Annotated in this window: 29 protein-coding genes; 12 read left to right on the forward strand and 17 right to left on the reverse strand. The window is 64.5% G+C overall.

Translation table 11 applies throughout. The features are described 5' to 3' along the window. The first annotated feature begins 23 nt into the window (after positions 1–23). A complete protein-coding gene (locus tag D769_RS11495) occupies positions 24–812 on the forward strand; it encodes an SDR family oxidoreductase (RefSeq protein WP_008645188.1) in 789 nt (262 codons plus the stop codon). A 1-nt stretch (position 813) separates the two neighbouring features. Then, positions 814–1236 carry a methylglyoxal synthase gene (locus D769_RS11500; protein ID WP_008645189.1) on the forward strand — a complete coding sequence of 141 codons (423 nt, stop codon included), beginning with the start codon at positions 814–816 and terminating at the stop codon, positions 1234–1236. Positions 1237–1260: 24 nt separating this feature from the next. Here the strand turns inward: D769_RS11500 and D769_RS11505 are convergent, their stop codons facing one another. The 6 genes from D769_RS11505 to D769_RS11530 form a co-directional block, all read right to left on the reverse strand. After that, positions 1261–1554 (reverse strand): YkvA family protein, encoded by a 294-nt coding sequence (locus tag D769_RS11505; RefSeq protein ID WP_008645191.1) that lies wholly within the window; start codon positions 1552–1554, stop codon positions 1261–1263. 132 nt (positions 1555–1686) lie between these two features. Beyond that, positions 1687–2829, reverse strand: coding sequence for a BMP family ABC transporter substrate-binding protein (locus D769_RS11510; protein ID WP_008645193.1), 1143 nt, complete (start codon positions 2827–2829; stop codon positions 1687–1689). Between the two features lie 80 nt (positions 2830–2909). Then, on the reverse strand, positions 2910–3830 hold the full coding sequence (locus D769_RS11515; RefSeq protein WP_008645195.1) for an ABC transporter permease: 921 nt from the start codon (positions 3828–3830) through the stop codon (positions 2910–2912). 18 nt (positions 3831–3848) lie between these two features. Beyond that, positions 3849–4943, reverse strand: coding sequence for an ABC transporter permease (locus D769_RS11520; RefSeq protein ID WP_008645196.1), 1095 nt, complete (start codon positions 4941–4943; stop codon positions 3849–3851). Beyond that, positions 4936–6504, reverse strand: coding sequence for an ABC transporter ATP-binding protein (locus tag D769_RS11525; protein ID WP_008645197.1), 1569 nt, complete (start codon positions 6502–6504; stop codon positions 4936–4938). Before D769_RS11525 ends, D769_RS11520 begins: the two co-directional genes overlap by 8 nt. Positions 6505–6826: 322 nt before the next feature. Then, positions 6827–7750 (reverse strand): pirin family protein, encoded by a 924-nt coding sequence (locus D769_RS11530; protein ID WP_008645198.1) that lies wholly within the window; start codon positions 7748–7750, stop codon positions 6827–6829. Positions 7751–8394: 644 nt separating this feature from the next. Between D769_RS11530 and D769_RS11535 the strand changes: the two genes are divergently transcribed. Genes D769_RS11535 through D769_RS11550 form a run of 4 tightly spaced genes read left to right on the forward strand, consistent with a single transcriptional unit; the run spans position 8395 to position 11926 of the window. Continuing rightward, positions 8395–9111 (forward strand): ABC transporter permease, encoded by a 717-nt coding sequence (locus tag D769_RS11535; protein ID WP_008645200.1) that lies wholly within the window; start codon positions 8395–8397, stop codon positions 9109–9111. Between the two features lie 10 nt (positions 9112–9121). Further along, complete coding sequence (locus tag D769_RS11540) at positions 9122–10072, forward strand: glycine betaine ABC transporter substrate-binding protein (RefSeq protein WP_008645201.1); 951 nt, start codon at positions 9122–9124, stop codon at positions 10070–10072. Between the two features lie 10 nt (positions 10073–10082). Continuing rightward, the gene (locus D769_RS11545; RefSeq protein ID WP_008645203.1) at positions 10083–10733 is read left to right on the forward strand and encodes an ABC transporter permease; all 651 of its coding nucleotides are present in this window, start codon (positions 10083–10085) and stop codon (positions 10731–10733) included. Then, positions 10730–11926: a betaine/proline/choline family ABC transporter ATP-binding protein gene (locus D769_RS11550; protein WP_008645205.1), complete on the forward strand. Its 1197-nt coding sequence runs from the start codon at positions 10730–10732 to the stop codon at positions 11924–11926. Before D769_RS11545 ends, D769_RS11550 begins: the two co-directional genes overlap by 4 nt. Positions 11927–11975: 49 nt before the next feature. On the opposite strand, the gene D769_RS32300 is transcribed toward D769_RS11550, so the two are convergent. From D769_RS32300 to D769_RS11565, 4 genes are all read right to left on the reverse strand, one after another. Then, positions 11976–12113, reverse strand: a complete 138-nt coding sequence (locus D769_RS32300) for a hypothetical protein (RefSeq protein WP_160172182.1) — start codon at positions 12111–12113, stop codon at positions 11976–11978. Positions 12114–12147: 34 nt separating this feature from the next. Then, positions 12148–12630 (reverse strand): hypothetical protein, encoded by a 483-nt coding sequence (locus D769_RS11555; RefSeq protein WP_234706942.1) that lies wholly within the window; start codon positions 12628–12630, stop codon positions 12148–12150. 118 nt (positions 12631–12748) lie between these two features. Beyond that, a complete protein-coding gene (locus tag D769_RS11560; protein ID WP_008645208.1) occupies positions 12749–13504 on the reverse strand; it encodes a slipin family protein in 756 nt (251 codons plus the stop codon). Positions 13505–13540: 36 nt separating this feature from the next. Beyond that, positions 13541–14953, reverse strand: coding sequence for a nodulation protein NfeD (locus D769_RS11565; RefSeq protein ID WP_052018079.1), 1413 nt, complete (start codon positions 14951–14953; stop codon positions 13541–13543). Positions 14954–15150: 197 nt separating this feature from the next. Between D769_RS11565 and D769_RS11570 the strand changes: the two genes are divergently transcribed. The 6 genes from D769_RS11570 to D769_RS11595 all read left to right on the forward strand — a co-directional run bounded on the left by D769_RS11570 (position 15151) and on the right by D769_RS11595 (position 19432). Further along, positions 15151–16395 (forward strand): YbfB/YjiJ family MFS transporter, encoded by a 1245-nt coding sequence (locus D769_RS11570; protein WP_040010990.1) that lies wholly within the window; start codon positions 15151–15153, stop codon positions 16393–16395. Between the two features lie 86 nt (positions 16396–16481). Next, a complete protein-coding gene (locus tag D769_RS11575) occupies positions 16482–17255 on the forward strand; it encodes a class II aldolase/adducin family protein (RefSeq protein ID WP_008645212.1) in 774 nt (257 codons plus the stop codon). Positions 17256–17274: 19 nt separating this feature from the next. Continuing rightward, positions 17275–17463: a 4-oxalocrotonate tautomerase gene (locus tag D769_RS11580; RefSeq protein WP_008645213.1), complete on the forward strand. Its 189-nt coding sequence runs from the start codon at positions 17275–17277 to the stop codon at positions 17461–17463. Positions 17464–17503: 40 nt separating this feature from the next. Further along, positions 17504–18535 (forward strand): low specificity L-threonine aldolase, encoded by a 1032-nt coding sequence (locus D769_RS11585; RefSeq protein ID WP_008645214.1) that lies wholly within the window; start codon positions 17504–17506, stop codon positions 18533–18535. A 60-nt stretch (positions 18536–18595) separates the two neighbouring features. Further along, a complete protein-coding gene (locus D769_RS11590; protein ID WP_008645215.1) occupies positions 18596–19192 on the forward strand; it encodes an NUDIX domain-containing protein in 597 nt (198 codons plus the stop codon). Positions 19193–19204: 12 nt separating this feature from the next. Next, complete coding sequence (locus D769_RS11595) at positions 19205–19432, forward strand: sulfurtransferase TusA family protein (RefSeq protein WP_008645216.1); 228 nt, start codon at positions 19205–19207, stop codon at positions 19430–19432. Between the two features lie 71 nt (positions 19433–19503). Here the strand turns inward: D769_RS11595 and D769_RS11600 are convergent, their stop codons facing one another. The 7 genes from D769_RS11600 to D769_RS11630 form a co-directional block, all read right to left on the reverse strand. Further along, entirely contained in the window at positions 19504–19851 is a 348-nt protein-coding gene (locus D769_RS11600; protein WP_008645218.1) for an FKBP-type peptidyl-prolyl cis-trans isomerase, read from the reverse strand. Positions 19852–19882: 31 nt separating this feature from the next. Next, complete coding sequence (locus tag D769_RS11605) at positions 19883–20431, reverse strand: YaeQ family protein (RefSeq protein ID WP_008645219.1); 549 nt, start codon at positions 20429–20431, stop codon at positions 19883–19885. A gap of 132 nt (positions 20432–20563) precedes the next feature. Continuing rightward, positions 20564–20872 carry a hypothetical protein gene (locus D769_RS11610; RefSeq protein WP_008645220.1) on the reverse strand — a complete coding sequence of 103 codons (309 nt, stop codon included), beginning with the start codon at positions 20870–20872 and terminating at the stop codon, positions 20564–20566. 127 nt (positions 20873–20999) lie between these two features. Beyond that, a complete protein-coding gene (locus D769_RS11615) occupies positions 21000–21593 on the reverse strand; it encodes a YceI family protein (RefSeq protein ID WP_008645221.1) in 594 nt (197 codons plus the stop codon). 39 nt (positions 21594–21632) lie between these two features. Beyond that, positions 21633–22016, reverse strand: a complete 384-nt coding sequence (locus tag D769_RS11620) for an MAPEG family protein (protein ID WP_008645223.1) — start codon at positions 22014–22016, stop codon at positions 21633–21635. A gap of 109 nt (positions 22017–22125) precedes the next feature. Next, complete coding sequence (locus D769_RS11625) at positions 22126–22356, reverse strand: RNA-binding S4 domain-containing protein (RefSeq protein WP_008645224.1); 231 nt, start codon at positions 22354–22356, stop codon at positions 22126–22128. Positions 22357–22358: 2 nt separating this feature from the next. After that, complete coding sequence (locus D769_RS11630; RefSeq protein WP_008645226.1) at positions 22359–24107, reverse strand: glutamine--tRNA ligase/YqeY domain fusion protein; 1749 nt, start codon at positions 24105–24107, stop codon at positions 22359–22361. Positions 24108–24213 lie beyond the last annotated feature (106 nt).

Here is a 24213-nt window from a genome sequence, read left to right on the forward strand (position 1 = left end):
CAACCAAGGAAGGAGAGCAAGAAATGGATCTCGGACTGCGCGGTAAGCATGCGCTGGTGTGTGGCGCCAGCAAGGGGCTCGGGTTTGCGTGTGCCGATGCGCTCGCGGCGGAAGGCGTGGATGTGGTGATCGTGGCGCGTGGCGCCGAGGCGCTGGAGAAGGCCGCAGCCGATCTGCGCGCCCGTCACGGCCGCCGCGTGCTGGCGGTAGCTACCGACATCACCACGGCGGAAGGCCGCAGGCTTGCCCTCGACGCAGCCACGAAGCTGGGCGATCTCGACATCCTGGTCAACAATGCCGGCGGCCCGCCTCCGGGCAACTTCCGCGACTGGGGCCGCGACGAATGGCTCAAGGCGCTCGACGCCAACATGCTGACCCCGATCGAGCTGATCAAGGCCACGGTCGATGGCATGATCGCGCGCCGCTGGGGCCGCATCATCAACATCACGAGTGGCGCGGTGAAGGCGCCGATCGACGTGCTGGGCCTGTCCAACGGCGCCCGCTCGGGGCTGACCGGCTTCGTCGCTGGCCTGGCGCGCGAAGTGGCGCAGCATGGCGTGACCGTCAACAACCTGCTGCCCGGACCGTTCAACACCGATCGTCTCTACAAGACGATGGAAGGCGGCGCGCAGAAGGCCGGCATCAGCGTCGATGAAATGGCGCAGCGCCGCGCGGCGTCCAACCCGACGCGCCGCTTCGGCGACCCGGCTGAGTTCGGCGCCACCTGCGCGTTCCTGTGCAGCCGCCAGGCCGCATTCATGACCGGCCAGAATGTGCTGCTCGACGGTGGTGCGTATCCGGGGACGTTCTGACATGCGCAGCAAGCCACGCATCGCGCTGATCGCGCACGATCACAAGAAGGATGACATCGTCGCGTTCGCGGGTCGCCATCGGGACTTCCTGGCCCAATGCGACCTGCTGGCCACCGGCACCACCGGCGGCCGGATCGCTGCCGAAACGGGGCTGCCTGTCGCGCGGATGCTGTCCGGCCCGTGGGGCGGTGACCTGCAGATCGGCGCCCAACTCGCGGAAGGCCGCGTCACCGCGGTGGTCTTCCTGCGCGATCCGATGACGCCGCAGCCGCACGAACCGGATATCAACGCGCTGGTGCGCGCGTGTGACGTGCACAACGTGCCATGCGCGACGAACCTTGCCACGGCGGAACTGGTGGTCGTGGAACTTGCGCGGATCTGCTTTGAGGAAGATCAGGCAGCCGCCGACGACGCGGCACCCTGAGGAAGTACGGTAGTAGTACGGCAGTCAGCGCGACCGCACGGTGGTCGCGCTGGCGCGCATTTCAGCCTGGCGCAGGATATGCGGCGGCAGGCGCTTCAGAATCAGATGGATGGCGAGTGGAATCAGCACGACGTCGTCCACGATGCCGAGTCCGGCGATGAAGTCGGGAATCAGGTCGATCGGCGAGATCGCGTAGAGCAGCAGCCCGGCTGCGGCGGGTTTCAGCCACGGCGGCGAGTCCGGGTGGCGCAGGGCAAACCAGAACAGCCGGCCGTCACGTCGTACCAGCGTCCACAGGGCTGAGAATCGTTTCCACATGGTGGGCCTCCTCGATCACAAGTCACGCATGCGCGTGAACAGCTAGTTTGGGCTGCCCGGAGCCGATTCAAGTTCCTTTGGTTTTCTCCCCACTCTCGCAAGGCGGGAGTGGGGAGTCAGTCACCGGGTCAATCAGCCCGGAACGTTCCCTTCCACACCTTCCACGTAGAACTTGATGTTGTGGAGGAAGTTGTCGTCGGCCACCTGATCCTTGGTCAGCTGTTCCTTGCCGGCGTTGTCCTTGAGCGGACCCTTCCAGATCGGCGCGGTGCCGTCGATCACACCCTTCTTGCGCTCTTCCACCAGTGCCTTGACGTCATCCGGCACCACGGCGTTGAAGCCCTTCAGGTCGATCATGCCTTCCTTCAGGCCCCACCACGTGGTGTTGGGCTTCCACTGGTTGTTGAGCACGTCCTCGACCACCTTGTTGTAGTAGACGCCCCAAGAGATCACGGACGCGGCCAGGTGAGCCTTCTCGCCGAACTTGCTCATGTCGCTGTCCCAGCCGAATGCGTACACACCCTTTTCCTGTGCGGTCTGCACCACGGCGGCCGAGTCGGTGTTCTGCATCAGCATGTCCACGCCCTGGCCGATCAGCGTCGTGGCGGCTTCACGTTCCTTGCCCGGATCGAACCACTTGTTGACCCAGACCACCTTGACCGTGGCCTTCGGGTTCACGCTGCGCGCGCCCAGCGTGAACGAGTCGATGTTGCGGATCACTTCAGGAATCGGCACCGACGCCACCACGCCCATCTTGCCGGTCTTGCTCATCTTGCCGGCCACCACGCCAGCCAGGTACGCGCCCTCATAGGTGCGCACGTCGTACTGCGCCAGGTTCTCGGCGGTCTTGAAACCGGTGGCGTGCTCGAACTTGACGTCCGGGAACTCCTTGGCCACCTTCAGCATGGACTCCATGTAGCCGAACGTGGTGCCGAAGATCAGCTTGTTGCCCTGGCTGGCCAGGTCGCGGAACACGCGCTCGGCGTCAGCGGCGGACTCGGGCACGTTCTCGACGAAGGTGGTCTTCACCTTGTCGCCGAACTTGGCTTCGACAGCCTTGCGGCCCGCGTCGTGGGCATAGGTCCAGCCGGCGTCGCCGACCGGTCCGATGTAGACGAACGCCACCTTCAGCGGCTCGGCAGCCGCAGCGGCCGGCGCAGATGCCGGGGCGGCGGTTTCGGCCGGCTTCTCGGCTTCCTTCTTGCCGCAGCCGGCCAGCGCCAGTACTGCGGTGGCGGCCAGGGCCGCGAGGGTGGTCCTGCGTGTGACGATCATCGATCTCTCCTAGTAGAACGTCTTGTGATGCGTTTGTGATTCGAGTTGTGGTTCGACTTCGTTTGACTGCTGAAAACGGGTCACGCGTTGCCGGGGCGGAACGGCTTGCCGAGCGAGGCCGGCATGTTCAGGCGGATCCAGGCCGGGTTACGCGAAATCAATGCCAGCACGACGATCGTCGCCGCGTACGGCAGCATCGACAGGAACTGCGACGGCACCGATACGCCGATACCCTGCAGGTAGAACTGCAGGATCGTCACGCCGCCGAACAGCCAGGCGCCGATCAGCACGCGGCCAGGACGCCAGGTTGCAAACGTGGTCAGTGCAAGTGCGATCCAGCCACGGCCGGCCACGAGGTTTTCCACCCACATCGGCGTGTAGACCAGCGACAGGTACGCGCCGGCAAGGCCGCAGCACGCACCGCCGAACAGCAGCGCGCAGAAGCGGATCCAGCGCACCGGATAGCCGAGCGCGTGCGCCGATTCGGGCGATTCGCCGATCGCGCGCAGTGTCAGGCCGGCGCGCGTGCGGAACAGGAACCACATGATGGCGAAACACAGGGCCAGGCTGAAATAGACCATCCAGTGATGCTGGAAGAACGCCGGGCCGACGAATGGCAGATCGGCCAGATACGGGACCGACTTGGCCTGCGCGGGCATGGCGTAACCAACAAAGCGCTGGGCGATGAAGGCCGACAGGCCCGTGCCGAAGATCGACAACGCCAGGCCGGTGGCCACCTGATTGGTGGCCAGCACCAGCGCGAGCCACGAGAACAGCGTGGCCATCAGCATGCCGGCCACGGCGCCCGCGACAAAGCCGAGCATCGGCGACTGGGTCTGGTAGCCGACCATGAAGCCGAATGCGGCGGCCACCAGCATCATGCCTTCAGCACCAAGATTGAGCACGCCGGCGCGTTCGTTGATGAGCAGGCCGAGCGCGGCCAGCAGCAGCGGGGTGCCGGCGTTGATCGCGGTGGCGATCAGGGGAGCGAGTTGTTCCATGTTCTTGTGGGCTCCGGATCAGGCGGCGCGGGCGCGCCAGCGCAGGCGGTTATCGATCAGCGTGTCGCAGGCCAGCAGGAAAAACAGCAACATTCCCTGGAACACCCAGCCGATTGCCGACGGCAAGCCCAGTCGGGACTGCGCCATCTCACCGCCGATATAGAACAGCGACATCACGATGCCGCCAAACACGGCGCCCACCGGATGCAGCCGACCCACGAACGCGACGATGATCGCGGTAAAGCCGTAACCCGGCGAGATCGACGGCAGCAACTGACCGATCGGGCCGGTGACCTCGAATGCGCCGGCGAGCCCGGCGGTGCCGCCTGAGACCATCAGCGCGCTCCACAGCGCATTGCGCGACGAGAACCCCGCGTAGCGCGCGGCCAGCGGCGCGGTGCCGCCCACCTGCAGGCGGTATCCGGCGAAGCTGCGGAACACGAACACGGTCATGATGACCACGAGCACCAGCATCACCGCGAAGCCCACGTGCAGGCGCGAGCCGGGCAGCAGGTTCGGCAGCAGGAATGCCGAGGAGAACACCTTCGACTGCGGGAAGTTCATGCCATTCGGGTCCTTGAGCGGCCCATTGACGACCCACAGCAGCAGTTGCTGCGCGATATACGTCAGCATCAGCGAGACCAGGATCTCGTTGGCATTGAAGCGATCCTTCAGCAGCGCGGTGACGGATGCCCACACCATGCCGCCGACGACACCCGCCAGCGAAGCCAGCACCAGCACGACGAAGCCGCTGGTGGTGTTGCCCGGCGTGTCGAACCAGAGCACGGTGGCCCCGGCGAAGATGCCGCCGAGAATGAGCTGGCCGTCCGCGCCGATATTCCACACATTGGCGCGATAGCAGACGGAAAGGCCAAGCGCGCAGAGCACGAGCGGCACGGTCTTGAGCAGGACTTCGCCGATCGCCCGCTTGTCCTTGAGCGGATCGACCAGGAAGACCTTGAGCGCGGCCATCGGATCCTTGCCGATCAACAGGAACAGCATGGCGCCGAACAACAGCGTCAGCACGATCGCGAATAGCGGCGACGCATAGGCCATGCGGCGCGAGGGGACACCGCGCGGCGCGAGCACGACGGGGGAGAGGAGCTTAGCCATGGGCGGTCACCTCCGCGGCAACGCCGTCATGCCGGCTGGCTGGCCCACCTTCCCATAGCCCGCTCATCCATAGGCCCACTTGCTCGCGCGTGGCCGATTCCACCGGAATCGACGGCGACAGGTGGCCCTTGGCGACGACGTGGAGCCGGTCGCAGATGGCGAACAGTTCGTCGAGTTCTTCGGAGACGACGAGAATTGCGCAGCCGGTAGCCTTGAGCGCCAGGATCTCGTTGTGGATCTGGGCGGCGGCGCCGACGTCGACGCCCCAGGTTGGCTGGGCAACGATCAGCACCTTCGGACCGGTCTCGATCTCGCGGCCGACAATGAACTTCTGCAGGTTCCCGCCCGAAAGGCTGCGCGCCAGCGCGGCGGGGCCGCTTGCCTTGACGCGGAAGCGGTTGATGATGCCAGCCGCCAGGCCGTCGGCGGCCTTCGGCGACACCATGCCATGGCGGACGAATGGCGGCGTCTGGTGAGAGAGCAGCGTGTTCGACGACAGGCTCATGCCCGGCACCGCGCCACGGCCCAGGCGTTCCTCGGGAACGAAGGCCAGGCCGGCGCGGCGGCGGCCACGCGCGTCAAGCTTGCCAACCGCCTTGCCGTCGAGATGCACGGCTGTACCGGCCGTGCGTGCGTCTTCGCCGGACAGCGCGGCCAGCAGCTCCTGCTGGCCATTGCCGGAAACGCCGGCGATGCCGACGATCTCGCCCGCATGGACATCCAGCGAGATGTGCTGCAATTCGGTGGCGAACTGGTGCGCGGGCGGCAGCGACAGATCGCGTACGGCAAGCCGGACCGGGCCACGTTCGGCCGTCACGCGGGCTTCGCGCGGCGGCTCGCCGCCAATCATCATGCGCGACAGCGACGCGGCGCTTTGCTCGCGCGGATCGCATACACCCGTGACCTTGCCCATTCGCATCACCGTCGCGTGATGGCACAGCGCGCGGATCTCGTCGAGCTTGTGGCTGATATAGAGAATGCTTGTGCCCTCGGCGGCCAACTGGCGCAGCGTGACGAAGAGCGTTTCCACGGCCTGCGGTGTCAGGACCGAAGTGGGCTCATCGAGAATCAACAACTGGGGATTGGCCAGCAGCGCGCGCACGATCTCAACGCGCTGGCGTTCGCCCACGGAGAGCGTGTGCACGTGCCGGTGCGGCTCCAGCGGCAGGCCGTAGCGTTCGGCCGTGGCGCGAATTCGCTCGGCGAGCTGCTTCATGCTGCCGATGTCCTTGGGGGGCAGCCCAAGCGCGATGTTTTCGGTCACGGTCAGCGTGTCGAACAGCGAGAAATGCTGGAAGACCATCGCGATGCCCAGGTTGCGGGCGTCATGCGGGCTGTTGATCGACACCGGCGCCCCATTGAAGTGCACCTCGCCGGCGTCGGGGCGAACCGCGCCGAAGATGATTTTCATGAGGGTGGATTTGCCGGCGCCGTTTTCGCCAAGGACGGCATGGATTTCGCCGGGCGCGACGCTAAGGCTGACGTCGTCATTGGCGGTCACGCCGGGATAGCGCTTGGTGATATGCGCAAGCGCCAGCCTGGAAGGGGTTTGTAATGTCACTGAGGCGGCTCGAATTGTTGTGGCAGCAACGTTGAGATCAGGCACGTGACAGCGGCTGTGCGTGGCGCAGCATCGCTGCGCGACAGGTCGTCATCATCATGGTTGCGTGATGCTCGGAATTTGCGATGAATTATATAAGTGCGTGGGGGTTCGGCGGGTCACTTTGACCTCTTTCCCATGCCCCACAACGGTTCCAGGAAGGTTGCAAGTCGCGTGCCGACCACAGTGGCAAAGAAAAACCGCCGCTGGGCCGGGGAAACCCCGACCCAGCGGCGGCTGGGTAGACGTCGGGCGCGTCGGGCGACGCGCTCAGACGGTCAGGTCAACTGGCCTGATTCGCCGGAATCGTGGCGAAACGGCCATCGCGGAAGTCTGCCAGGGTCTGGTAGATCTGATCCTGCGTATTCATCACGAACGGGCCGTACTGCGCGATCGGCTCGTTCAGCGGCTGACCTGCGATCAGCAGGAAGCGCGCGTCCTCATTGGCCTTGATCACGACCCCGTCGGCACGGGTGGCGTTGTCGAGCACCCCCATGCGCTGGGCCTCGACCACGGCGCCATCGGCGTCGCCCACGGTGACCGCGCCGCGATAGACGTAGAGGAATGCGTTATGGCCGGCCGTCAGCGTCTGCGCGAACGTCTGGCCTGCGGGCAGGTGCACGTCGAGGTACAGCGGCTGGGTAACCGGCCGCGTCACCGCGCCTGCCACCCCATGCGAGGCCCCCGCCAGGACGCGCACGGTGCCGCCCGATGGCAGCGCCACGGTCGGGATGGCCGACGCCGGCATATCGCGATACCACGGCGTCGTCATCTTGTCCGCAGCCGGCAGGTTCAGCCAGAGCTGGAAGCCCTCCATGCGGCCGTCCTCCTGCTCGGGCAGTTCCGAGTGCACCACGCCGGCGCCCGCGACCATCCATTGCGCGCCGCCGTTTTCCAGCAGGCCTTCATGGCCGGCGCTGTCGCGGTGGCGCATACGGCCGGCCAGCATGTAGGTGATGGTCTCGAAGCCGCGGTGCGGGTGATCAGGGAAGCCGCCGATGTAGTCGTCCTTGTTGTCGGTGCCAAAGGCATCGAGCATCAGGAACGGGTCGAGCCGACGCTGCAGGTTCTGCGTCAGCACACGGGTCAGCTTGACGCCGGCGCCGTCGGATGTGGCAATGCCGCGAACCACGCGGTCCACGCTGCGCGAGCGCTGCACGGTCTCCGTGGCGGTTGCCGGAACGGTCTGGATGCGGGTGGTGTCCATGAATTTCTCTCCATTGGGACGGCGCTCTGGCCGTCGGATCTACCCACTCAATGTAAGGCTTCGGCGCCAAAGCGGTAGTGGGGCAGGAGGCAACAGATTGTTCTGTGCATGGGACGAAAGCGGGTGTGTCAGGCGTATTTCTGCAACGCCGCAGTGGCCGAAAAATGCCGGTGAAATCGGGTCGTTGAGGCGTCAGAATTCGTGAAGATGACGAAATCGCAGAAGATGTGTATAATAGCGCTCTCTTTGTCATCCGTTGACGTGAATTTCGATGGGCTCGGACCTTTCCTGAACCCCGCGAAGCGTTATCCGCTAACGGCCGATTGACCTGGCGGCGCTCCACCGAAGCGCGTTTGACACGACATCAGTCGCCGCCACTGGCCAGCCCTCCGGGTTGCGCCGCAATCTGCGGGTTCTGGCTTCTTGCTCGAACCCCATCAACAGGGTGATTCGCCACTGCCATCGGTGGTGTGACACCCGAAAGTCCGTCCGCCGGCAATCGTGCCGGTCATGGCGGCAAGGCAATCTGAAACGGGCCCCGGCGGGCACCCCCAATCAACTCCGCCGGCCCCTTTGTTTTCCGCATTTCGGAAGTGGCGGCGAAATCTCTTTCGCTTTTCGTTCCGGAAGAGGAGAGAGGGAATATGTCAAAGCAAACCATCCGGGCATTTGCCTGGAGTGGCGTCGTTGCCGTCGCACTGGCGGGACTCGTCGCCTGGATTGGCGTCGATGTGATCAATCAGTACCAGGAGCGCCTGCTCTACGATGTGGTCGATCACCTGCGCCTCGTGGCCATTTCGATGGCGCTCGCGCTGGCTACCGGCATCCCCGCCGGAATCGGACTGAGCCGCCCCTGCATGCACCGCTGGGCCGACCGGCTGATGCAGATCTTCAACGTCGGCAACACCGTGCCTTCGCTGGCGGTACTGGCGCTCGCGCTGGCAGTGCTCGGCATCGGCGAACGGCCCGCCATCCTGGCGCTGTGGCTGGCATCGCTGCTGCCGATCGTGCGCAATACGTACGAGGGCCTGCGCACTGTGTCACCTGCCTTGCTCGAAGCCGCACGCGGCATCGGCATGACGCCGTGCCAGCAACTGATCCGTGTGGAACTGCCCAATGCGCTGCCCGTGATCCTGGCTGGCGTGCGTATCAGCCTGGTGATCAATGTCGGCACCGTGCCGCTGTCGTTCCTGATCGGCGCCAACAGCCTTGGCGAACTGATCTTCCCGGGCATCTACCTGAACAACCAGTCGCTCCTGCTGCTGGGTGCCGGCGCCACCGCGCTGCTGGCCCTCACGCTGGACGCGCTGTTCGCCACCGCTGGCCATGTCTACCTGCGCCGCCGCGGGCTGGCACGCTGAGGAATCATCCATGAGATCCAACAAGAACCGACACCCTGCGCCGTTCTCCGAGAGCCGGCTCTACTGGCTGGTCGTCGCACTAGGCGCGGCGTTCGCCGCGATCCTGCTGACTACCGCCCCGGCACGCGCGCAGAGCGCCAGCGATCCGGTGCGCATCGGTGGCAAGAACTTCACCGAACAACTGATCCTGTCGTCGATGACATCGCAGTACCTGCGTGCCCACGGTGTCGACACCACGTTGACCGCGGGGCTGGGCAGCACGCTGATGCGCCAGGCCATGGAGTCCGGTCAGCTCGACGTCGTGTGGGACTACACGGGCACCGCGTTGATCGTCTTCAACAAGGTCGAGGAAAAGCTGGACGGCCCGCAGAGCTACGCGCGTGTGAAGGCGCTCGACGCGGCCAAGGGGCTGGTCTGGCTCGATCCGTCGGCCATCAACAATACGTACGCGCTGGCGATGCCGAAGGAGCGCGCCGGCACAGCCACCACGCTATCCGCGTATGCCGAGAAAATGCGTGCCGACGGCGAGGACAAGCGGCACCCGCTGGCGGTGGACATGGAGTTCGCCGCGCGCCCTGACGGACTCGATCCACTGAAAGCGGCCTACGGCTTGCCATTCACGCGCAAGGACGTGATCCAGCTCGACCCGGGCCTGGTCTATACGGCGCTGAAGAATAACCAAGTGGACCTGGGCCTGGTCTACACGACCGATGGCCGAGTGAAGGGCTTCGATCTGGTCCTGCTTGAGGACGATCTGAATTTCTTCCCGCCGTACAACGCGGTGCCCGTGGTGCGCAAGGCCGCGCTCGACGCGCATCCCGAACTTGCCGACCTGCTCAACGCGCTCGCCGCCAAGCTCGACAACGCGGCGATGACCGATATGAACTATCAGGTCGACATCGACCAGCAGCCGGTGGACAAGGTGGCGGGAGACTTCCTGCGCAGCCATGGCCTGATCTGAGGAGCCCATCATGGATCTGCTGACCTACCTTCACCATAGCTGGCCGACGCTGCTGCGGCTGACTGGCGAGCATCTCGCGCTGGTCGGCTCCGCAGTCGGGTTGGCCATCGTCATCGGTGTGCCGCTCGGCATCCTGATCACGCGACACCGCTTTCTGGCCGGGCCGATGCTGGCATTGGCGACCGTGGTGCTGACGCTGCCGTCGATCGCGCTGTTCGGGCTGATGATCCCGATCTTCGCGCGCTTCGGCCACGCGTTGGGCTACCTGCCGGCCGTGACCGCCGTGTTCCTGTACTCGCTGCTGCCGATCATGCGCAACACGTACACCGCGCTGGCCAATATCGATCCTGGCATCCAGGAAGCCGGCCGCGGCATCGGCATGACCACGTGGCAGCGTATGCGGCTGGTGGATCTTCCGCTCGCAGTGCCCGTGATCCTGGGCGGCGTGCGTACCGCCGTCGTGATGAACATCGGCGTGGCCACGATCGCGGCGGTCATCGGCGCCGGTGGCCTGGGCGTGCTGATCCTGCAAGCGATCAGCCAGAGCAACATGAGCAAGCTGGCCGTGGGCGCGGTTCTCGTCAGCCTGCTCGCCATTGTGGCGGACGCGTGCCTGCAGGCACTGCAGCGCGCGCTGACGCCGAAAGGAATCCGTCAATGATAGAACTCGACAAGCTTACCAAGACCTTCCACCAAAAGGATGGCACTGAAGTGCATGCCGTCGATGCCGTCAGCCTGGCGGTGCCGCGCGGCGAAATCTGTGTGTTCCTGGGGCCGTCTGGTTGCGGCAAGACCACCACGCTCAAGATGATCAACCGCCTGATCGAACCGACCTCCGGTACCGTTCGCATCGATGGCGAGGACACGGCCGGACTCGACGGCGTGACCCTGCGGCGCAAGATTGGCTATGTGATCCAGCAGATCGGCCTGTTTCCTAACATGACGATCGAAGAAAACATCATGGTCGTGCCGCGCCTGCTCGGATGGAACAGGAAACAATGCCGCGAGCGGGCACGCGAACTGATCCGGATGGTGCAGCTGGACCCGGACAAGATGCTCAAGCGCTATCCGCGCGAACTCTCCGGCGGCCAGCAGCAGCGCATCGGCGTGATCCGGGCACTGGCGGCCGACGCGCCGGTGCTGTTGATGGACGAGCCGTTCGGCGCGGTCGATCCGATCAACCGCGAGAGCATTCAGAACGAGTTCTTCCAGATGCAACGCCAGCTCGGCAAGACCGTGATCATGGTGTCGCACGATATCGATGAAGCGATCAAGCTCGGCGACAAGGTTGCCGTGTTCCGTGGTGGCAAGCTCGTGCAGTTCGATCATCCCGATGCGTTGCTGGCGCATCCCGCCAACGATTTCGTGCAGGCCTTCGTCGGTCACGACAACACGCTCAAGCGCCTGCTGCTGGTGCGTGCGGGCGACGCCGCCACGATGCCGCCGATCAGCCGGCCCGACATGCCGCTGGCCGAAGCATTTGGTGTGATGGACGATGCCGATGTGCGCCACCTTCCCGTTGTCGACGACGCGCAGCACGTGCTTGGCTATGTCACGCGCCGCGATGTGCGGGGCGCGATGGCGTCTGGCGGGCACTGTGCCGATGTCATGCGGCCGCTCACCGTCACGGCGACGTGCGATGAACACCTGCGCATCGTGCTGTCGCGCATGTATCAGCACAACACGAGCTGGCTGCCCGTGCTCGATGCCGATGGGGGGTACCTGGGGGATGTGACGCAGGAATCGATTGCGGATTACCTCAGCTCGGGCCGGTCGCGCGGTATGGCGGGCGGCCTTGCCTCGGCGTTGTCTCAGCGCACCGCGCCCGCGGAATCGACAGCGCACGCCGCATAGGGAATCTCCTGACCGCAGCCGCGTGGCGCGGTCAGGATTCGCGACACCTTCAAGCTGCCGCATGCTTCAGATAGATGCCCCAGGCAACCCACGACGCGTAGACGACGAGGTACCCTTTGAAGACCCTCGTCATCACCTTGCGCTGAAGGTCGTTGTCTTCCAGGAATCTGATGATGGCTTTCTGCATGTTGATGCTCCTTGGCTGATGGTTCGCGATGTTTTCAAAGGCCGTTGGGCCGAACCAGTTCGGCATAGATCCCGAAATAGGCTCCCGCACTGACGATCGTCAGGCAGACTGAAATCCTCAAGACCCAGTTAGGTCGATTGCGTGGACGCGTGACTGCGGCGCTGGCTTCCATTGCGCCCAGCAGTACCAGCACGGCTGCGAAGACGATCAGGAACACATGCATCGCAATGCCAATCCACATGGTCTGGCGGTTCCAGTGGGACTCATCCAGCGCGGAAGCCAGCAGGTAGCAGGCGCTGGCGCTCATCGGGATCGCGGCCCAGAGTAGCTGTCCGCCTTCGATCGCACGCCGGACGATGCCGTGACTTTCTTCCCGGAAGAAGTGGGGCACTTTGGCTAGCGGCAGCAGTGCTAACGGCGCGAGCAACGGAATCGCGACGTTGAACACAAACCAGCCGAACAGCTCGATAGTCCTTGCCATGGTGCCATTGAAATGAGTGGAGGAAACCGTCAGCAAAGGTGCAGACGGCGAGGCCGATGCTAGGCCTCGATCCGGCTCATGCCAATAGGGAAGTTGTGAACGATTGTGGCGCCCAGAGCCAACTCTTGAGGCCAATCAATCGCATCAAAATGTGCTATTTCGACCCTCCGCCGGCAAGTGCTGACAGCACGCCCATTGGCAACGGGAAGACGATGGTCGAACTCTTGTCGCCAGCGATCTGGGTGAGCGTTTGCAGGTAGCGGAGTTGCATCGCCTCCGGCTGACGCGCCAGCATCTGCGCGGCTTCCAGCAGCTTCACCGATGCCTGCAATTCGCCTTCGGCATGAATGATCTTGGCGCGCCGCTCGCGTTCGGCCTCGGCCTGCCGTGCGATCGCGCGGACCATCGTCTCGTTGAGGTCGACATGCTTGATCTCGACATTCGATACCTTGATACCCCATGCGTCCGTCTGGGCGTCGAGCACCTTCTGGATGTCGAGGTTCAGCTTCTCCCTTTCCGCAAGCATTTCGTCGAGCTCGTGCTTGCCTAGCACCGAGCGTAGCGTGGTCTGCGCGAGCTGGCTCGTGGCCTCGAGGAAGTTGGCCACCTGGATGATCGCGCGTTCCGGGTCGACCACCCGGAAGTAGATCACCGCGTTGACCTTGACGGATACGTTGTCGTGCGAGATCACGTCCTGAGGGGGCACGTCCAGTACCACGGTGCGCAGGTCCACGCGCACCATCTGCTGGATGGCGGGGATGATCAGCACCAGCCCAGGTCCCTTGACGCGCCAGAAGCGCCCAAGCATGAATACCACGCCGCGCTCGTACTCGCGCAGCACGCGAAATGCGGAGATCACCAGCAGAACCAGCAGGAAGATCAAGCCGCCGAAGCTGAATCCGAAAGCCATATCAGACTCCTTCCGTTCTTGTTTCAGTGGGAATGCTCATGACCGTTCGCCCGCGGTCGTCACGTCGAGCACCAGCCCACGCCGCGCCGTCACGCGCACGCGTTGGCCACGTACCAGCGGGGCGGCGCTATGGATACGCCATTGTTCGCCATGGACCGTTGCCCATCCGTCTACCGGGGCATCGTCGATCACCACGCCGATGCTGCCGACCAGCGCGTCTGCGCCGCTGACAACTGGCCGCCGGCGCGCGCGCAACAGCACCATCGACATGCCGAACAGGAAGACCGCCGACACCGTGGACAGGGTGGCAATCAGCGATAGCGGCACGCCGAAGCCAGGCACGTCGGTGTCGATCAGCATCACGGCGCCGAACGCAAAGGCGATGATGCCGCCAACACCCAGCGCGCCGAACGTCGGCAGGAACAGCTCCGCGGTCATGCAGCCGACGCCAAGCGCGATCAGCGCCAGCCCGGCGTAGTTGACGGGCAGCATCTGCAGCGCGAACAGGCCCAGCAGCAGGCAGATCGCGCCGGCAATGCCCGGCACGACCATGCCCGGCGTGGAGAACTCGAAGATCAGACCGTAGATGCCGATCATCATCAGGATCAGCGCGACGCTCGGGTCCGTGATGACGGCGAGCAGGCGGCTGCGCCAGTCGGGTTCCAGCGTGACCACGGGCGCGCCCGCCGTATGCAGGGTGCGCACGGCGCCCGCGGCCTCGATGTGTTTGCCGTCCACCTGCCTGAGCAGTACCGGAAGGTCGACGGCGATCAAGTCCGCCACATGCTGCGCCACGGCTTCGTCGGCGGATAGGCTCACCGCCTCTCTTACCGCGCGCTCGCCCCAGTCCGCATTGCGGTGTCGCAACTGCGCCAGCCCTCGGATATAGGCGGATGCATCATGCATCTGCTTGCGTGTCATCGTGTCCTCGGCCGCCGGGGCGCTGGATGGTGCCGATGCGGGTGCCGGACCCGCTTCCGGTTTCGGGCCGCCAATGCCGATCGCCACGGGGCTGGCCGCGCCCAGGTTGGTGCCGGGCGCCATTGCGGCGATGTGGCTGGCGTAGAGGATGTAGGTGCCCGCGCTGGCGGCCCGCGCGCCGCCGGGATAGACGTATGTTGCAACCGGCACGGGCGATGCGATGATGGCCTGGATGATGTCGCGCATCGATTTGTCCAGGCCGCCTGGCGTATCTATCTCGATCACGATGAGTTGCGCCCCATGCTTGCGGGCCTGCTCGATGCCGCGGACGGCAAAGCTGGCGCTGGCCGGACTGATGGCGCCCTGGATGGGGATGACGTAGACCGGCGGCACGGCAGGCGCGGTGGATGCGGATGACGCGGACTGCGCGTGCGCGCCTGCAATCGCCAGCAAGGTGAGCCCGAGGGCGTGTCCCAGTGCGAGCCAGCGCACCCGGGCCAGCCAGCCTCGGATCGGTGCGAGTGTCATGGCGGGGAGCGGCCCGCAGTGAATGCCGTGGCCGCGCCACTTCCAGTGTAGGCGACCGGCCACATTCCGCCATCGCGCATTGGTGCCGGCGCGTGCCGGCGCGGGCCGGCCGGCTGCCGGCAGGTATGACGATTCAGGCGTAGCATTGGCGACATTGTCAAATCCGCCGAATGCGGCGCCAGCCCGGATTCCGTCACATGCCTTCCGCAAACGCCGATGTTTCCTCCGGAAGGTTGACCCGGCAAACCGCTGGCCCATGGGCCGTGGCGCTGGCCGGGCTCGTCTCGTTGGCGCTGGCCATGGGCATCGGGCGCTTCGCCTTCACGCCGCTGCTGCCGATGATGCTGCACGACGGCACCGTGACCCTGGCCGAGGGCAGTGCGCTGGCGACGCTGAACTACATCGGCTACCTGCTGGGTGCATTGTTATGCCTGTTCATCCGGCCCGACCCGGTGCGCATGGTGCGCGGCGCGCTGGTGCTGACCGTGGTGCTGACGCTGGCCATGGCGCTCCCGGGCGGCATGGTGGCGTGGCTCGCCTGGCGCACGCTGGCCGGTATCGCCAGCGCGGTGGTGATGGTCTACGCGACCGCGTGGTGTATGCAGCGGCTCGCCGAACTCGACCATCCGACCCTTGGCGGCCTGATGTTCTGCGGGCCGGGGGTCGGCATCGTGATCACAGGGGTGTCGGCGTTCGGCATGGTGGCGGCGCACTGGCTGGCCAATTGGGGATGGATGACGTTCGCGGTGCTTGGCGCGGTCATGCTGGCGCTGGTGTGGCGTGTGTTCGGTTCGCCGCCTCCAGCGTTACACGCGCCGTGCGGCGGCAGCGCACCAACTCTCGCACCGGCACCCACGCCGAGACTCGACCTTGAAACCTGGGCCCTGACGCTGGCTTACGGCCTGGCCGGATTCGGCTACATCATTACCGCGACATTCCTGCCGGTGATCGCACGCCAGGCCATGCCGGGCAGTGTCTGGGCAGACCTGTTCTGGCCGATCCTGGGAGCAGGGGTGATGGTGGGCGCGTATCTGGTCACGCGCGTGGGCATGCACCACGACAACCGCCGCATGATGACGATCCTGTACACGATGCAGGCCATCGGCGTGGGCGTGGCGGCGGTCTGGCCGACGGTGGCCGGATTCGCGCTCAGCAGCCTGCTGGTGGGCCTGCCGTTCACGGCGCTGGTGTCGTTTGCGATGCGTGAAGCGCGGCGCCTGTGGGGCCAGCGTGCCTCGAAGTTGATCGGCCTGATGACGGCGGCATACGCGCTCGGCCAGATCGCGGGGCCGCCGCTGGCCACGGCGCTGGTGGCCCGCACGGGCGGATTTTCGGCGTCGCTGGCAGTGGCAGCCGGCGCGTTGCTGCTGGGCGCACTGATCTACGTCTGGATGTCGCGCGCGATGCCGGTGGGTGGCAAACCGGCCCATGCCGGCGCCTGAGGACTGCGCTACAGTATCGGCTCCGCCGCTCACTCGACCGGACGCACCCGCGCAGGCGTTGCAGGGCGGCGCGGAGCCTTTGCCCCATGTCTTTTGCCTTGCAGCCCGGCCGTGCCGCGGGCCCGGCTTTCCCGATCAGCGACGAAGAAGCGCGCGTGCGCGTGGACCTTGCCGCCGCCTACCGGCTGGCCGCGCTGGCGCGCTGGGATGACTTGATCTACACCCATATTTCGGCCACCGTGCCCGGTGAGCCCGATCACTTCCTGATCAATCCGTTTGGCTTTGCCTTCGACGAGATTCGTGCGTCCGATCTCGTCAAGATCAACAGCCGAGGCGAGGTGGTCGGCGAAACCGTCCATCCCGTCAACGTGACAGGCTTTGCGCTGCACGGCGCGGTCCATGCGGCCCGCCCCGATGCGCACTGCGTGATGCACCTGCATAACACCGCAGGTATCGCGGTGTCGGCTCAGGCCGAAGGGCTGCTGCCGCTCTCGCAGCATGCGATGCGTTTCCACGGGCGGATTGCCTATCACGATTACGAAGGGCTGGCGTTCTCGCCGGCTGAGGGCGGGCGGCTTACCGGGTCGCTGGGCGGGCACCCGGCCATGCTGCTGCGCAACCACGGCACGCTGACCGTGGGCCGCACGGTGGCGGAGGCCTATGTGTTGATGGCCACGCTGATCAAGGCGTGTGAGATCCAGCTCGGCGCGCAGCTCGGCAGCGCTACCGTCCAGCCGTCAGCGGCCATTGCGGACAAGACCTCTCTGCAGCTTTATGACGGTGGCGCCGTCGAGGGCGTGATGGAATGGCCCGCACTGCTGCGCAAACTCGATAAAATCGATCCCTCTTACAAGAACTGACATTCCAAAGGAGTCACGAATGCCCACTTTCCACGTAGAAATGTTTGAAGGCCGCACCGTCGAGCAGAAGCGCAAGTTTGTCGAGGAAGTTACCCGTGTCACGTGCGAGACGCTTGGCTGCTCCTCGGGCGCGGTCGACATCATCATCACCGACGTCAAGCGCGAGAACTGGGCTACCGGTGGCGAACTCTGGGCCGACAAGAAGTAACTTCCAGCAAGGCTGAACGATGACCTCCGCAGTCTCCACCATGCAGCAGTTCGCCTCGGACAATTACGCGGGTTTCTGCCCGGAATCGCTCAAATATTTTCTCGAGGCCAACGCCAGCGGCCATGAGAAGGCCTACGGCGACGACAGCTGGACGCAAAAGGTCTGCGATCGCATCCGCGATCTGTTCCAGACCGATTGCGAGGTCTTCTTCGTCTTCAATGGCACGGCGGCCAATTCGCTTGCGCTGTCCTCGCTGTGCCAGTCTTACCACTCGGTGATCTGTCATGAACTCGCCCATATTGAAACGGACGAGTGCGGCGGCCCCGAGTTCTTCTCGAACGGGTCGAAGCTGCTCACCGCCCCCGGCGAGAACGGCAAGCTGACGCCCGATGCGGTGGAGGCGCTGGTCACGCGCCGCGCCGATATCCACTATCCGAAGCCGCGTGTCGTCTCGCTGACGCAGGCCACCGAGGTGGGCACCGTCTACACGGTGGAGGAAGTGCGTGCCATTGCGGCCATCGCCAAGCGGCGCCAGTTGCGCGTGCATATGGATGGCGCGCGATTCGCCAATGCGGTGGCATCGCTCGGTGTGCACCCGTCAGAAATCACCTGGCGTGCGGGCGTCGATGTGCTCTGCTTTGGTGGCACCAAAAATGGCTTGCCCGTGGGGGAGGCCGTGGTTTTCTTCGACCGCAAGCTGGCGGAGGACTTTGCCTACCGCGTGAAGCAGGCGGGGCAACTGGCGTCGAAGATGCGTTTTATTTCGGCGCCATGGCTCGGCATGCTCGAAAACGACGTGTGGCTGAATAACGCGCGCCACGCCAACGCCATGGCGACGCTGCTTCACCAGCGCATCGCCGATATTCCTGGCGTGCGCATCATGTTCCCGACCGAGGCAAACGCCGTCTTTGCCGAACTGCCGCTGCCGGCCATCGAGGCGCTGCGCGCCCGGGGCTGGCTGTTCTACACGTTCATCGGCGCAGGCGGGTGCCGGCTGATGTGCGCGTGGGACCTGCAGCCAGATACAGTGGAAGCGTTTGCCGCCGATATCCGCGCGGCCTGCCCGGGTTGAAGGGCAGTTACGCATCCAGCATTCATCAACAATAACGAGACAGAAGACAGGAGACCCCCGATGCATAACTATCGTTTTTGCCCGCAATGCGGTTCGGAACTTGAGCATCTGCCAATGTCTGGACGCTATCGCCATGTTTGCCTGCGGGATGGCTGCGGATTCGTGCATTGGGACAATCCGTTGCCGGTGCTGGCGGCCGTGGTCGAGTACGAAGGCAAGCTGCTGCTGGCACGCAATGCCGTGTGGCCTGAGAAGATGTTCGCGCTGGTGACCGGCTTTATGGAACGCGACGAAACGCCGGAACTGGGCGTGGCACGCGAGCTCAAGGAAGAGACCAATCTCGATACGGTGTCGGCATCGCTGATTGGTGTCTACGACTTCATGCGCAAGAACGAGCTGATCATTGCCTACCACGTTCAGGCGATCGGGAACATCCGGCTGTCGGAAGAGTTGGCGGAATACAAGCTCGTGGCGCCGGAGAAGATGCGGATCTGGAATGCGGGTACCGGCTTCGCCGTGGCCGATTTCCTGGAGCGCCGCGGAATGCCGGTGCGATTCTATGATCGCGCTACTGGTGACGACATTCCCGACCCGCGTCGCCCGACCGACTTCAGCCTGCTCGGCGCTTCGCTACAATACGGCATCTATCAGAAATAGAAGGTGTGAGGAATGGATTTCCAAAAAGAAGTGGACGCCCGCGGCCTGAATTGCCCGCTGCCGATCCTGCGGACCAAGAAGGCGCTGGCTGACATGGCCAGTGGCGAAGTGCTCAAGGTGCTGGCCACCGATCCGGGCGCCACGCGCGATTTCCAGGCATTCGCGAAGCAGACGGGCAATGAGTTGCTGTCGCACGCCGAGGTCGACAAGGTCTTTGTGTTCTACATGAAGCGCCGCTGATTCTCGCTTGTGCTTCATGCGCAATAAAAAACGGACGCCAAGGCGTCCGTTTTTTATTGGCGGGTGCTGGCTCAGACCGCGAGCAGTTCCACTTCAAACAGCAGCGTGGCATTCGGAGGAATCACGCCACCGGCGCCACGGGCACCGTAGCCCAGGTCGGCGGGAATGACCAGGCGGCGCGTGCCACCAACCTTCATGCCCTGCACGCCTTCGTCCCAACCGCGAATGACGTGACCGGCGCCCAGCGGGAACACGAACGGGTCGTTACGATCCTTGCTCGAATCGAACTTGCGGCCAGCCTGGCCGTTCTCGAAGAGCCAGCCGGTGTAGTGCACGGTCACATGCTTGCCTGCCTTGGCTTCGTCGCCCGAACCGACGACGGTGTCTTCGAATTGCAGGCCGGAGGGAGTGGTTTGCATCGCAGTCTTCCTTTTTGAGTGTGGCTGGGAATCAATCGTCCGCGCGCTGGAGCACTTCGCGCGTAATCTGCACATTGTGGTCGTCGTCACTGACCCAGATGTCGCCATCCTGGATGGTCACGGACAGGCGCATGGCACGCTGGGCCATACGTGCCAGCGCTTCCACGGCATCCGAAGGCACATTGTAGATGGTCACGTTGCGCAGCTTGCTGGCCTTGCCCGACATGCCTTTCCACCATTCACGCGCGCTGGCGCTCTGGTAGGTATAGACGGTGACGTGATCGGCACGTGCGGCCGCACGCTTCAGCCGGGTTTCGTCGGGCTGGCCGAGGTCGATCCAATGCGAAATGTCGCCGGTCAGCGTCTTGTCCCAGAGATCGGGTTCGTCGGGCTCGTCCAGGCCGCGAGTGAAGGTCAGCGTCTCGGTGGCTTCGCAGGCAAAGGCCAGCAGGCGGACCATCATGCGTGCGTCGTTCTCGGACGGGTGTTGGGCAATGGTCAGCGTGTGGCTGCCGTAGTACGGCCGATCCATGTCGGACACGGACAGGTCGGCTTTGAAAATGGTGGACTTGAGCGCCATGGGATCAGGTAAGCGGCACGCGCCAGCAATCGTGCTCTGTGCGCGAAAGGCCGAATCATACGTGATCCGGACGTCCACACGATGGAAATGGGGTATCCGGAGCGGTAATTGTCCCGGCTGGCCCGCGCCGGGTCAGCGCTTGCGATAGTCGGCGAGCCAGAAGCGCAGCAGGGCGGATGCCAGTATCAGGCCCAGGAACGAGGCGGCCGCCACCAAGGCAATACCGCCATCACTGTTGATGTCGCCCTCGACGGCTACACCAGCGATCAACGTCCCGACCATGACGGCGAGCAGCGGCAGCAACAGCGCGCCACGGCCATAGGTCTTGTAGGCCCAGAGTGGAAATTGGCGAAGAAAATCGGCGGGAATGCTGCACGCCAGGCAGGCGCCGGCAGCAGCTAGCGACGCCGCAACGACGTCGTTCAGGTGAATCATGCTCATCTTGGCTCGCGCATCGCCGTTCGCAGTGGGGCTACGCGGCTGGATGGTCTTGGCAAAGGGCTGATTTTACTGAACTTCCTCCAGATAAAGGTGACGCCGGGTCGCCTTCGACAGGATGTGCCGCCGGCTATTTTCCCGCCGGTTCCGCCGTGCTGGCGGGGGATGCTTCGACAGACACCTGAAGTGTGACCAGATCGCCAACCTCGGGCAGGAAACGTGTTATCCCGAAGGCACTGCGCGGAAAACTGGCGTGGAAGTCGCCGCCGCACACGTTCCGCCTGACACCGAACAGGACCGTCTCTCCGCAACTGAAACGATCGGCCTCGAGCCGCAAGGGTTGGCTGACGCCATGGAGCGATAACGAACCTTCCACGGCGACAAGCTTGCCGTTCTCGACAATAAAGCGGTTCGCCTGCAGCCGGGCAACGGGGAAGTTCTGGGCGTCGAGGAACTGCGCGGAACGCAGCACACCATCGAGGCTGCGGTTGCCCGTGTCGACGGAGTCGGTGTCAACGGTGAAGTCGATGGACCCGGTGCCGCTGTCGGGGTCGTAAAGAATGCGCCCGTCCATCTTGCCGAAGCGGCCACGAACCGTGGTGCGTTCAAAGTGACTCGCGCCGAAGTACACGGCGGTGTGTGTCGGGTCCACGGTGTAGGTGGCCGGCGCGGCCAGGGCAGGGGAGGCCAGCAGGGCTGCGGCAATCGGAAGGACGACGCGCATTCGGGGCCTCCGCTTCATGGACGCAATCCGTGAACAGACTCAGTGAACGAAGACGGGCAGCAGGAATATGCCGATCACCGTCAGTTGCCCAATCGTCCAGAACAACGTGCGCAGCGTGGCGCGATCAGTCAGGTAGCAAATGGTGTACAGAACCCGGATGACGATGAAAGCAATCGCCAGTTCGTCGATTCGTGCTTGCGGTGCGGCCAGATGCGAGGCGATCAGCACGGCGGCGGCGAAGAACGGGAATGCCTCGAAATGATTGCGGTGGGCCATGTCGGCACGCCGCGCGCGGCCGCTCTGTCGTTCCAGCCAGGCACGTGGGTCATGGTTGTCGTAACCACGGCTACCGGCCTTGGCAACGGCGACGGTCAGGACCGGCATCAGGCCAGCCACGAGTACACACCAGAACGCGATTGGCATTAGTGCTCCTTGGAAGCCGCTTCGCCTTCGATTTGATGCGGCCAATCATGTGACAAGTTGATGAGGCGACGGTATTGCACCGCCGCCTCGTGATCGCACTGCCTGGCGTTCAGGCTGCCACCACCTTGATGCGCACACCACCGGTGCCGCCCACGCCGACCACCTGGCCAGCACGGATCTTCGCGGTCTTGCGTGACTCGGGCGCACCGTCCACCGATACCTCGCCCGCCGCGACCAGCGCCTTGCCGGCACCGCCGCTGTCGCAGACGCCGGCAAGCTTCAGCAGGTCATTCAGCGCGATGAACTCGCGATCAAGCGGAAAAGTAATCGTTTGCGCCATGCTTACTTGCCCCAGCTGTCCTTGAGTCCAACCGTGCGGTTGAACACCGGCTTGCCCGGCTGCGAATCCACGCGGTCCGCGACGAAGTAACCGTGCCGCTCGAACTGGAAACGATCCTCTGGCTTGGCATCGCGCAGGCCCGGCTCCAGATAGGCGGTCACGACCTTCTTCGAGTTCGGATTCAGCGCGTCCAGGAAGTTCTTGCCACCGGCATCCGGGTTCGGGTCGTTGAACAGACGGTCGTACAGGCGGACTTCGGCTTCACACGCGTGAGGCGCGCTGACCCAGTGAATGTTGCCCTTGACCTTGACGCTGTCCGCGCCAGGCGTGCCGCTCTTGGTTTCCGGCAGGTAGTTCGCATGCACGGCAATCACGTTGCCGTCGGCATCCTTGTCGACGCCGGTGCATTCGATCACATAGCCGTAGCGCAGGCGCACCTTGTTGCCTGGGAACAGACGGAAGTAGCCCTTCGGCGGGTTCTCGTTGAAGTCTTCGCGCTCGATCCACAGCTCACGCGACAGCGGGAACACGCGGCGGCCCATTTCAGGCTGCTTCGGGTGCACCGGCGCCGAGCATTCCTCGCTCTGGCCTTCCGGGTAGTTGTCCAGGATCAGCTTGAGCGGGTCCAGCACGGCAACGCTGCGCGGTGCCCGCGCGTCGAGGTCATCACGGACCGCGCCTTCGAGCGTGCTCATGTCGATCCAGCTATCGGCCTTCGACACACCCACGCGATCGCAGAAGAGCTGGATCGACTCGGGCGTGTAGCCGCGGCGGCGGATACCGACGATGGTGGGCATCCGCGGATCGTCCCAGCCGGTCACGCGCTGCTCGTCCACGAGCTGCTTCAGGCGTCGCTTGCTGGTGATCGCGTAGGTCAGGTTCAGGCGCGCGAATTCGTACTGATGCGGCAGCGGATTGGCGAACACGCCAGCGTCGCGCAGGTGCTCGAGCACCCAGTCATAGAGCGGGCGGTTGTTTTCGAACTCGAGCGTGCACAGCGAATGCGTGATGTTCTCGATCGCGTCCGAGATGCAATGCGTGAAGTCGTACATCGGGTAGATGCACCACTTGTCGCCGGTACGGTGGTGATGGGCGTGGCGGATGCGGTAGAGCACCGGATCGCGCATCACGATGTTCGGGGCGGTCATGTCGATCTTCGCGCGCAGCACGTGCTCGCCGTCGGCGTACTTGCCGTCGCGCATCTCGCGGAACAGCTTCAGGTTCTCCTCGACCGAGCGGTCGCGGAACGGCGACGGCTTGCCCGGCTCGGAAAAGTTGCCGCGCATGGCGGCGATCTGCTCGGCGCTCTGGCTGTCCACATAGGCCACGCCGCGCTCGATCAGCGTCTCGGCAAACTTGTAGAGCTGGTCGAAGTAGTCGCTCGCGAAGTAGAGGTGCGGCGTGCTGCCAGCCTGGGCGCTGTCCCAGGAGAAGCCGAGCCAGTGCACGGCATCGATGATCGAGTCGACGTACTCGGTATCTTCCTTCACCGGGTTCGTGTCATCGAAGCGCAGATGGCAGCGGCCGGCATAGTCGCGGGCCAGCCCGAAGTTCACGCAGATGCTCTTGGCGTGACCAATGTGCAGGTAGCCGTTCGGCTCCGGCGGGAAGCGCGTGATGACGGTCGGCAGCGGGTCGCCTTGCTTGTCCGCGCGGCCGGCGTAGGTGCCGGTGGCGAGGTCCTGGTCGATGATGCTCCGCAGGAAGTTGGAGGCGGCGGGCGTGTCGTTGGGTTTGGTGTCGTGGCTCATGTTGTCGCCGCAACGGGGGCGGCTCGATTGCTTGGGCGGACGGTCCGGGCCTGGATTGACCCGGTTTGCGGTCCTGATGTTCCGTGGAATGGGGCGATTTTACCGT

Origin of the sequence: Cupriavidus sp. HMR-1 (assembly GCF_000319775.1) — a bacterium.
In the GTDB taxonomy this organism is placed as follows: Bacteria; Pseudomonadota; Gammaproteobacteria; order Burkholderiales; family Burkholderiaceae; genus Cupriavidus; species Cupriavidus metallidurans.

Coding starts and splice junctions, on each gene's coding strand:
- D769_RS11495 (WP_008645188.1), top strand. CDS start 24: ATGGATCTCGGACTGCGCGGTAAGCATGCGCTGGTGTGTGGCGCCAGC.
- D769_RS11500 (WP_008645189.1), top strand. CDS start 814: ATGCGCAGCAAGCCACGCATCGCGCTGATCGCGCACGATCACAAGAAG.
- D769_RS11505 (WP_008645191.1), bottom strand. CDS start 1,554: ATGTGGAAACGATTCTCAGCCCTGTGGACGCTGGTACGACGTGACGGC.
- D769_RS11510 (WP_008645193.1), bottom strand. CDS start 2,829: ATGATCGTCACACGCAGGACCACCCTCGCGGCCCTGGCCGCCACCGCA.
- D769_RS11515 (WP_008645195.1), bottom strand. CDS start 3,830: ATGGAACAACTCGCTCCCCTGATCGCCACCGCGATCAACGCCGGCACC.
- D769_RS11520 (WP_008645196.1), bottom strand. CDS start 4,943: ATGGCTAAGCTCCTCTCCCCCGTCGTGCTCGCGCCGCGCGGTGTCCCC.
- D769_RS11530 (WP_008645198.1), bottom strand. CDS start 7,750: ATGGACACCACCCGCATCCAGACCGTTCCGGCAACCGCCACGGAGACC.
- D769_RS11535 (WP_008645200.1), top strand. CDS start 8,395: ATGTCAAAGCAAACCATCCGGGCATTTGCCTGGAGTGGCGTCGTTGCC.
- D769_RS11540 (WP_008645201.1), top strand. CDS start 9,122: ATGAGATCCAACAAGAACCGACACCCTGCGCCGTTCTCCGAGAGCCGG.
- D769_RS11545 (WP_008645203.1), top strand. CDS start 10,083: ATGGATCTGCTGACCTACCTTCACCATAGCTGGCCGACGCTGCTGCGG.
- D769_RS11550 (WP_008645205.1), top strand. CDS start 10,730: ATGATAGAACTCGACAAGCTTACCAAGACCTTCCACCAAAAGGATGGC.
- D769_RS32300 (WP_160172182.1), bottom strand. CDS start 12,113: ATGCAGAAAGCCATCATCAGATTCCTGGAAGACAACGACCTTCAGCGC.
- D769_RS11560 (WP_008645208.1), bottom strand. CDS start 13,504: ATGGCTTTCGGATTCAGCTTCGGCGGCTTGATCTTCCTGCTGGTTCTG.
- D769_RS11565 (WP_052018079.1), bottom strand. CDS start 14,953: ATGACACTCGCACCGATCCGAGGCTGGCTGGCCCGGGTGCGCTGGCTC.
- D769_RS11570 (WP_040010990.1), top strand. CDS start 15,151: ATGCCTTCCGCAAACGCCGATGTTTCCTCCGGAAGGTTGACCCGGCAA.
- D769_RS11575 (WP_008645212.1), top strand. CDS start 16,482: ATGTCTTTTGCCTTGCAGCCCGGCCGTGCCGCGGGCCCGGCTTTCCCG.
- D769_RS11580 (WP_008645213.1), top strand. CDS start 17,275: ATGCCCACTTTCCACGTAGAAATGTTTGAAGGCCGCACCGTCGAGCAG.
- D769_RS11585 (WP_008645214.1), top strand. CDS start 17,504: ATGCAGCAGTTCGCCTCGGACAATTACGCGGGTTTCTGCCCGGAATCG.
- D769_RS11590 (WP_008645215.1), top strand. CDS start 18,596: ATGCATAACTATCGTTTTTGCCCGCAATGCGGTTCGGAACTTGAGCAT.
- D769_RS11595 (WP_008645216.1), top strand. CDS start 19,205: ATGGATTTCCAAAAAGAAGTGGACGCCCGCGGCCTGAATTGCCCGCTG.
- D769_RS11600 (WP_008645218.1), bottom strand. CDS start 19,851: ATGCAAACCACTCCCTCCGGCCTGCAATTCGAAGACACCGTCGTCGGT.
- D769_RS11605 (WP_008645219.1), bottom strand. CDS start 20,431: ATGGCGCTCAAGTCCACCATTTTCAAAGCCGACCTGTCCGTGTCCGAC.
- D769_RS11610 (WP_008645220.1), bottom strand. CDS start 20,872: ATGAGCATGATTCACCTGAACGACGTCGTTGCGGCGTCGCTAGCTGCT.
- D769_RS11615 (WP_008645221.1), bottom strand. CDS start 21,593: ATGCGCGTCGTCCTTCCGATTGCCGCAGCCCTGCTGGCCTCCCCTGCC.
- D769_RS11620 (WP_008645223.1), bottom strand. CDS start 22,016: ATGCCAATCGCGTTCTGGTGTGTACTCGTGGCTGGCCTGATGCCGGTC.
- D769_RS11625 (WP_008645224.1), bottom strand. CDS start 22,356: ATGGCGCAAACGATTACTTTTCCGCTTGATCGCGAGTTCATCGCGCTG.
- D769_RS11630 (WP_008645226.1), bottom strand. CDS start 24,107: ATGAGCCACGACACCAAACCCAACGACACGCCCGCCGCCTCCAACTTC.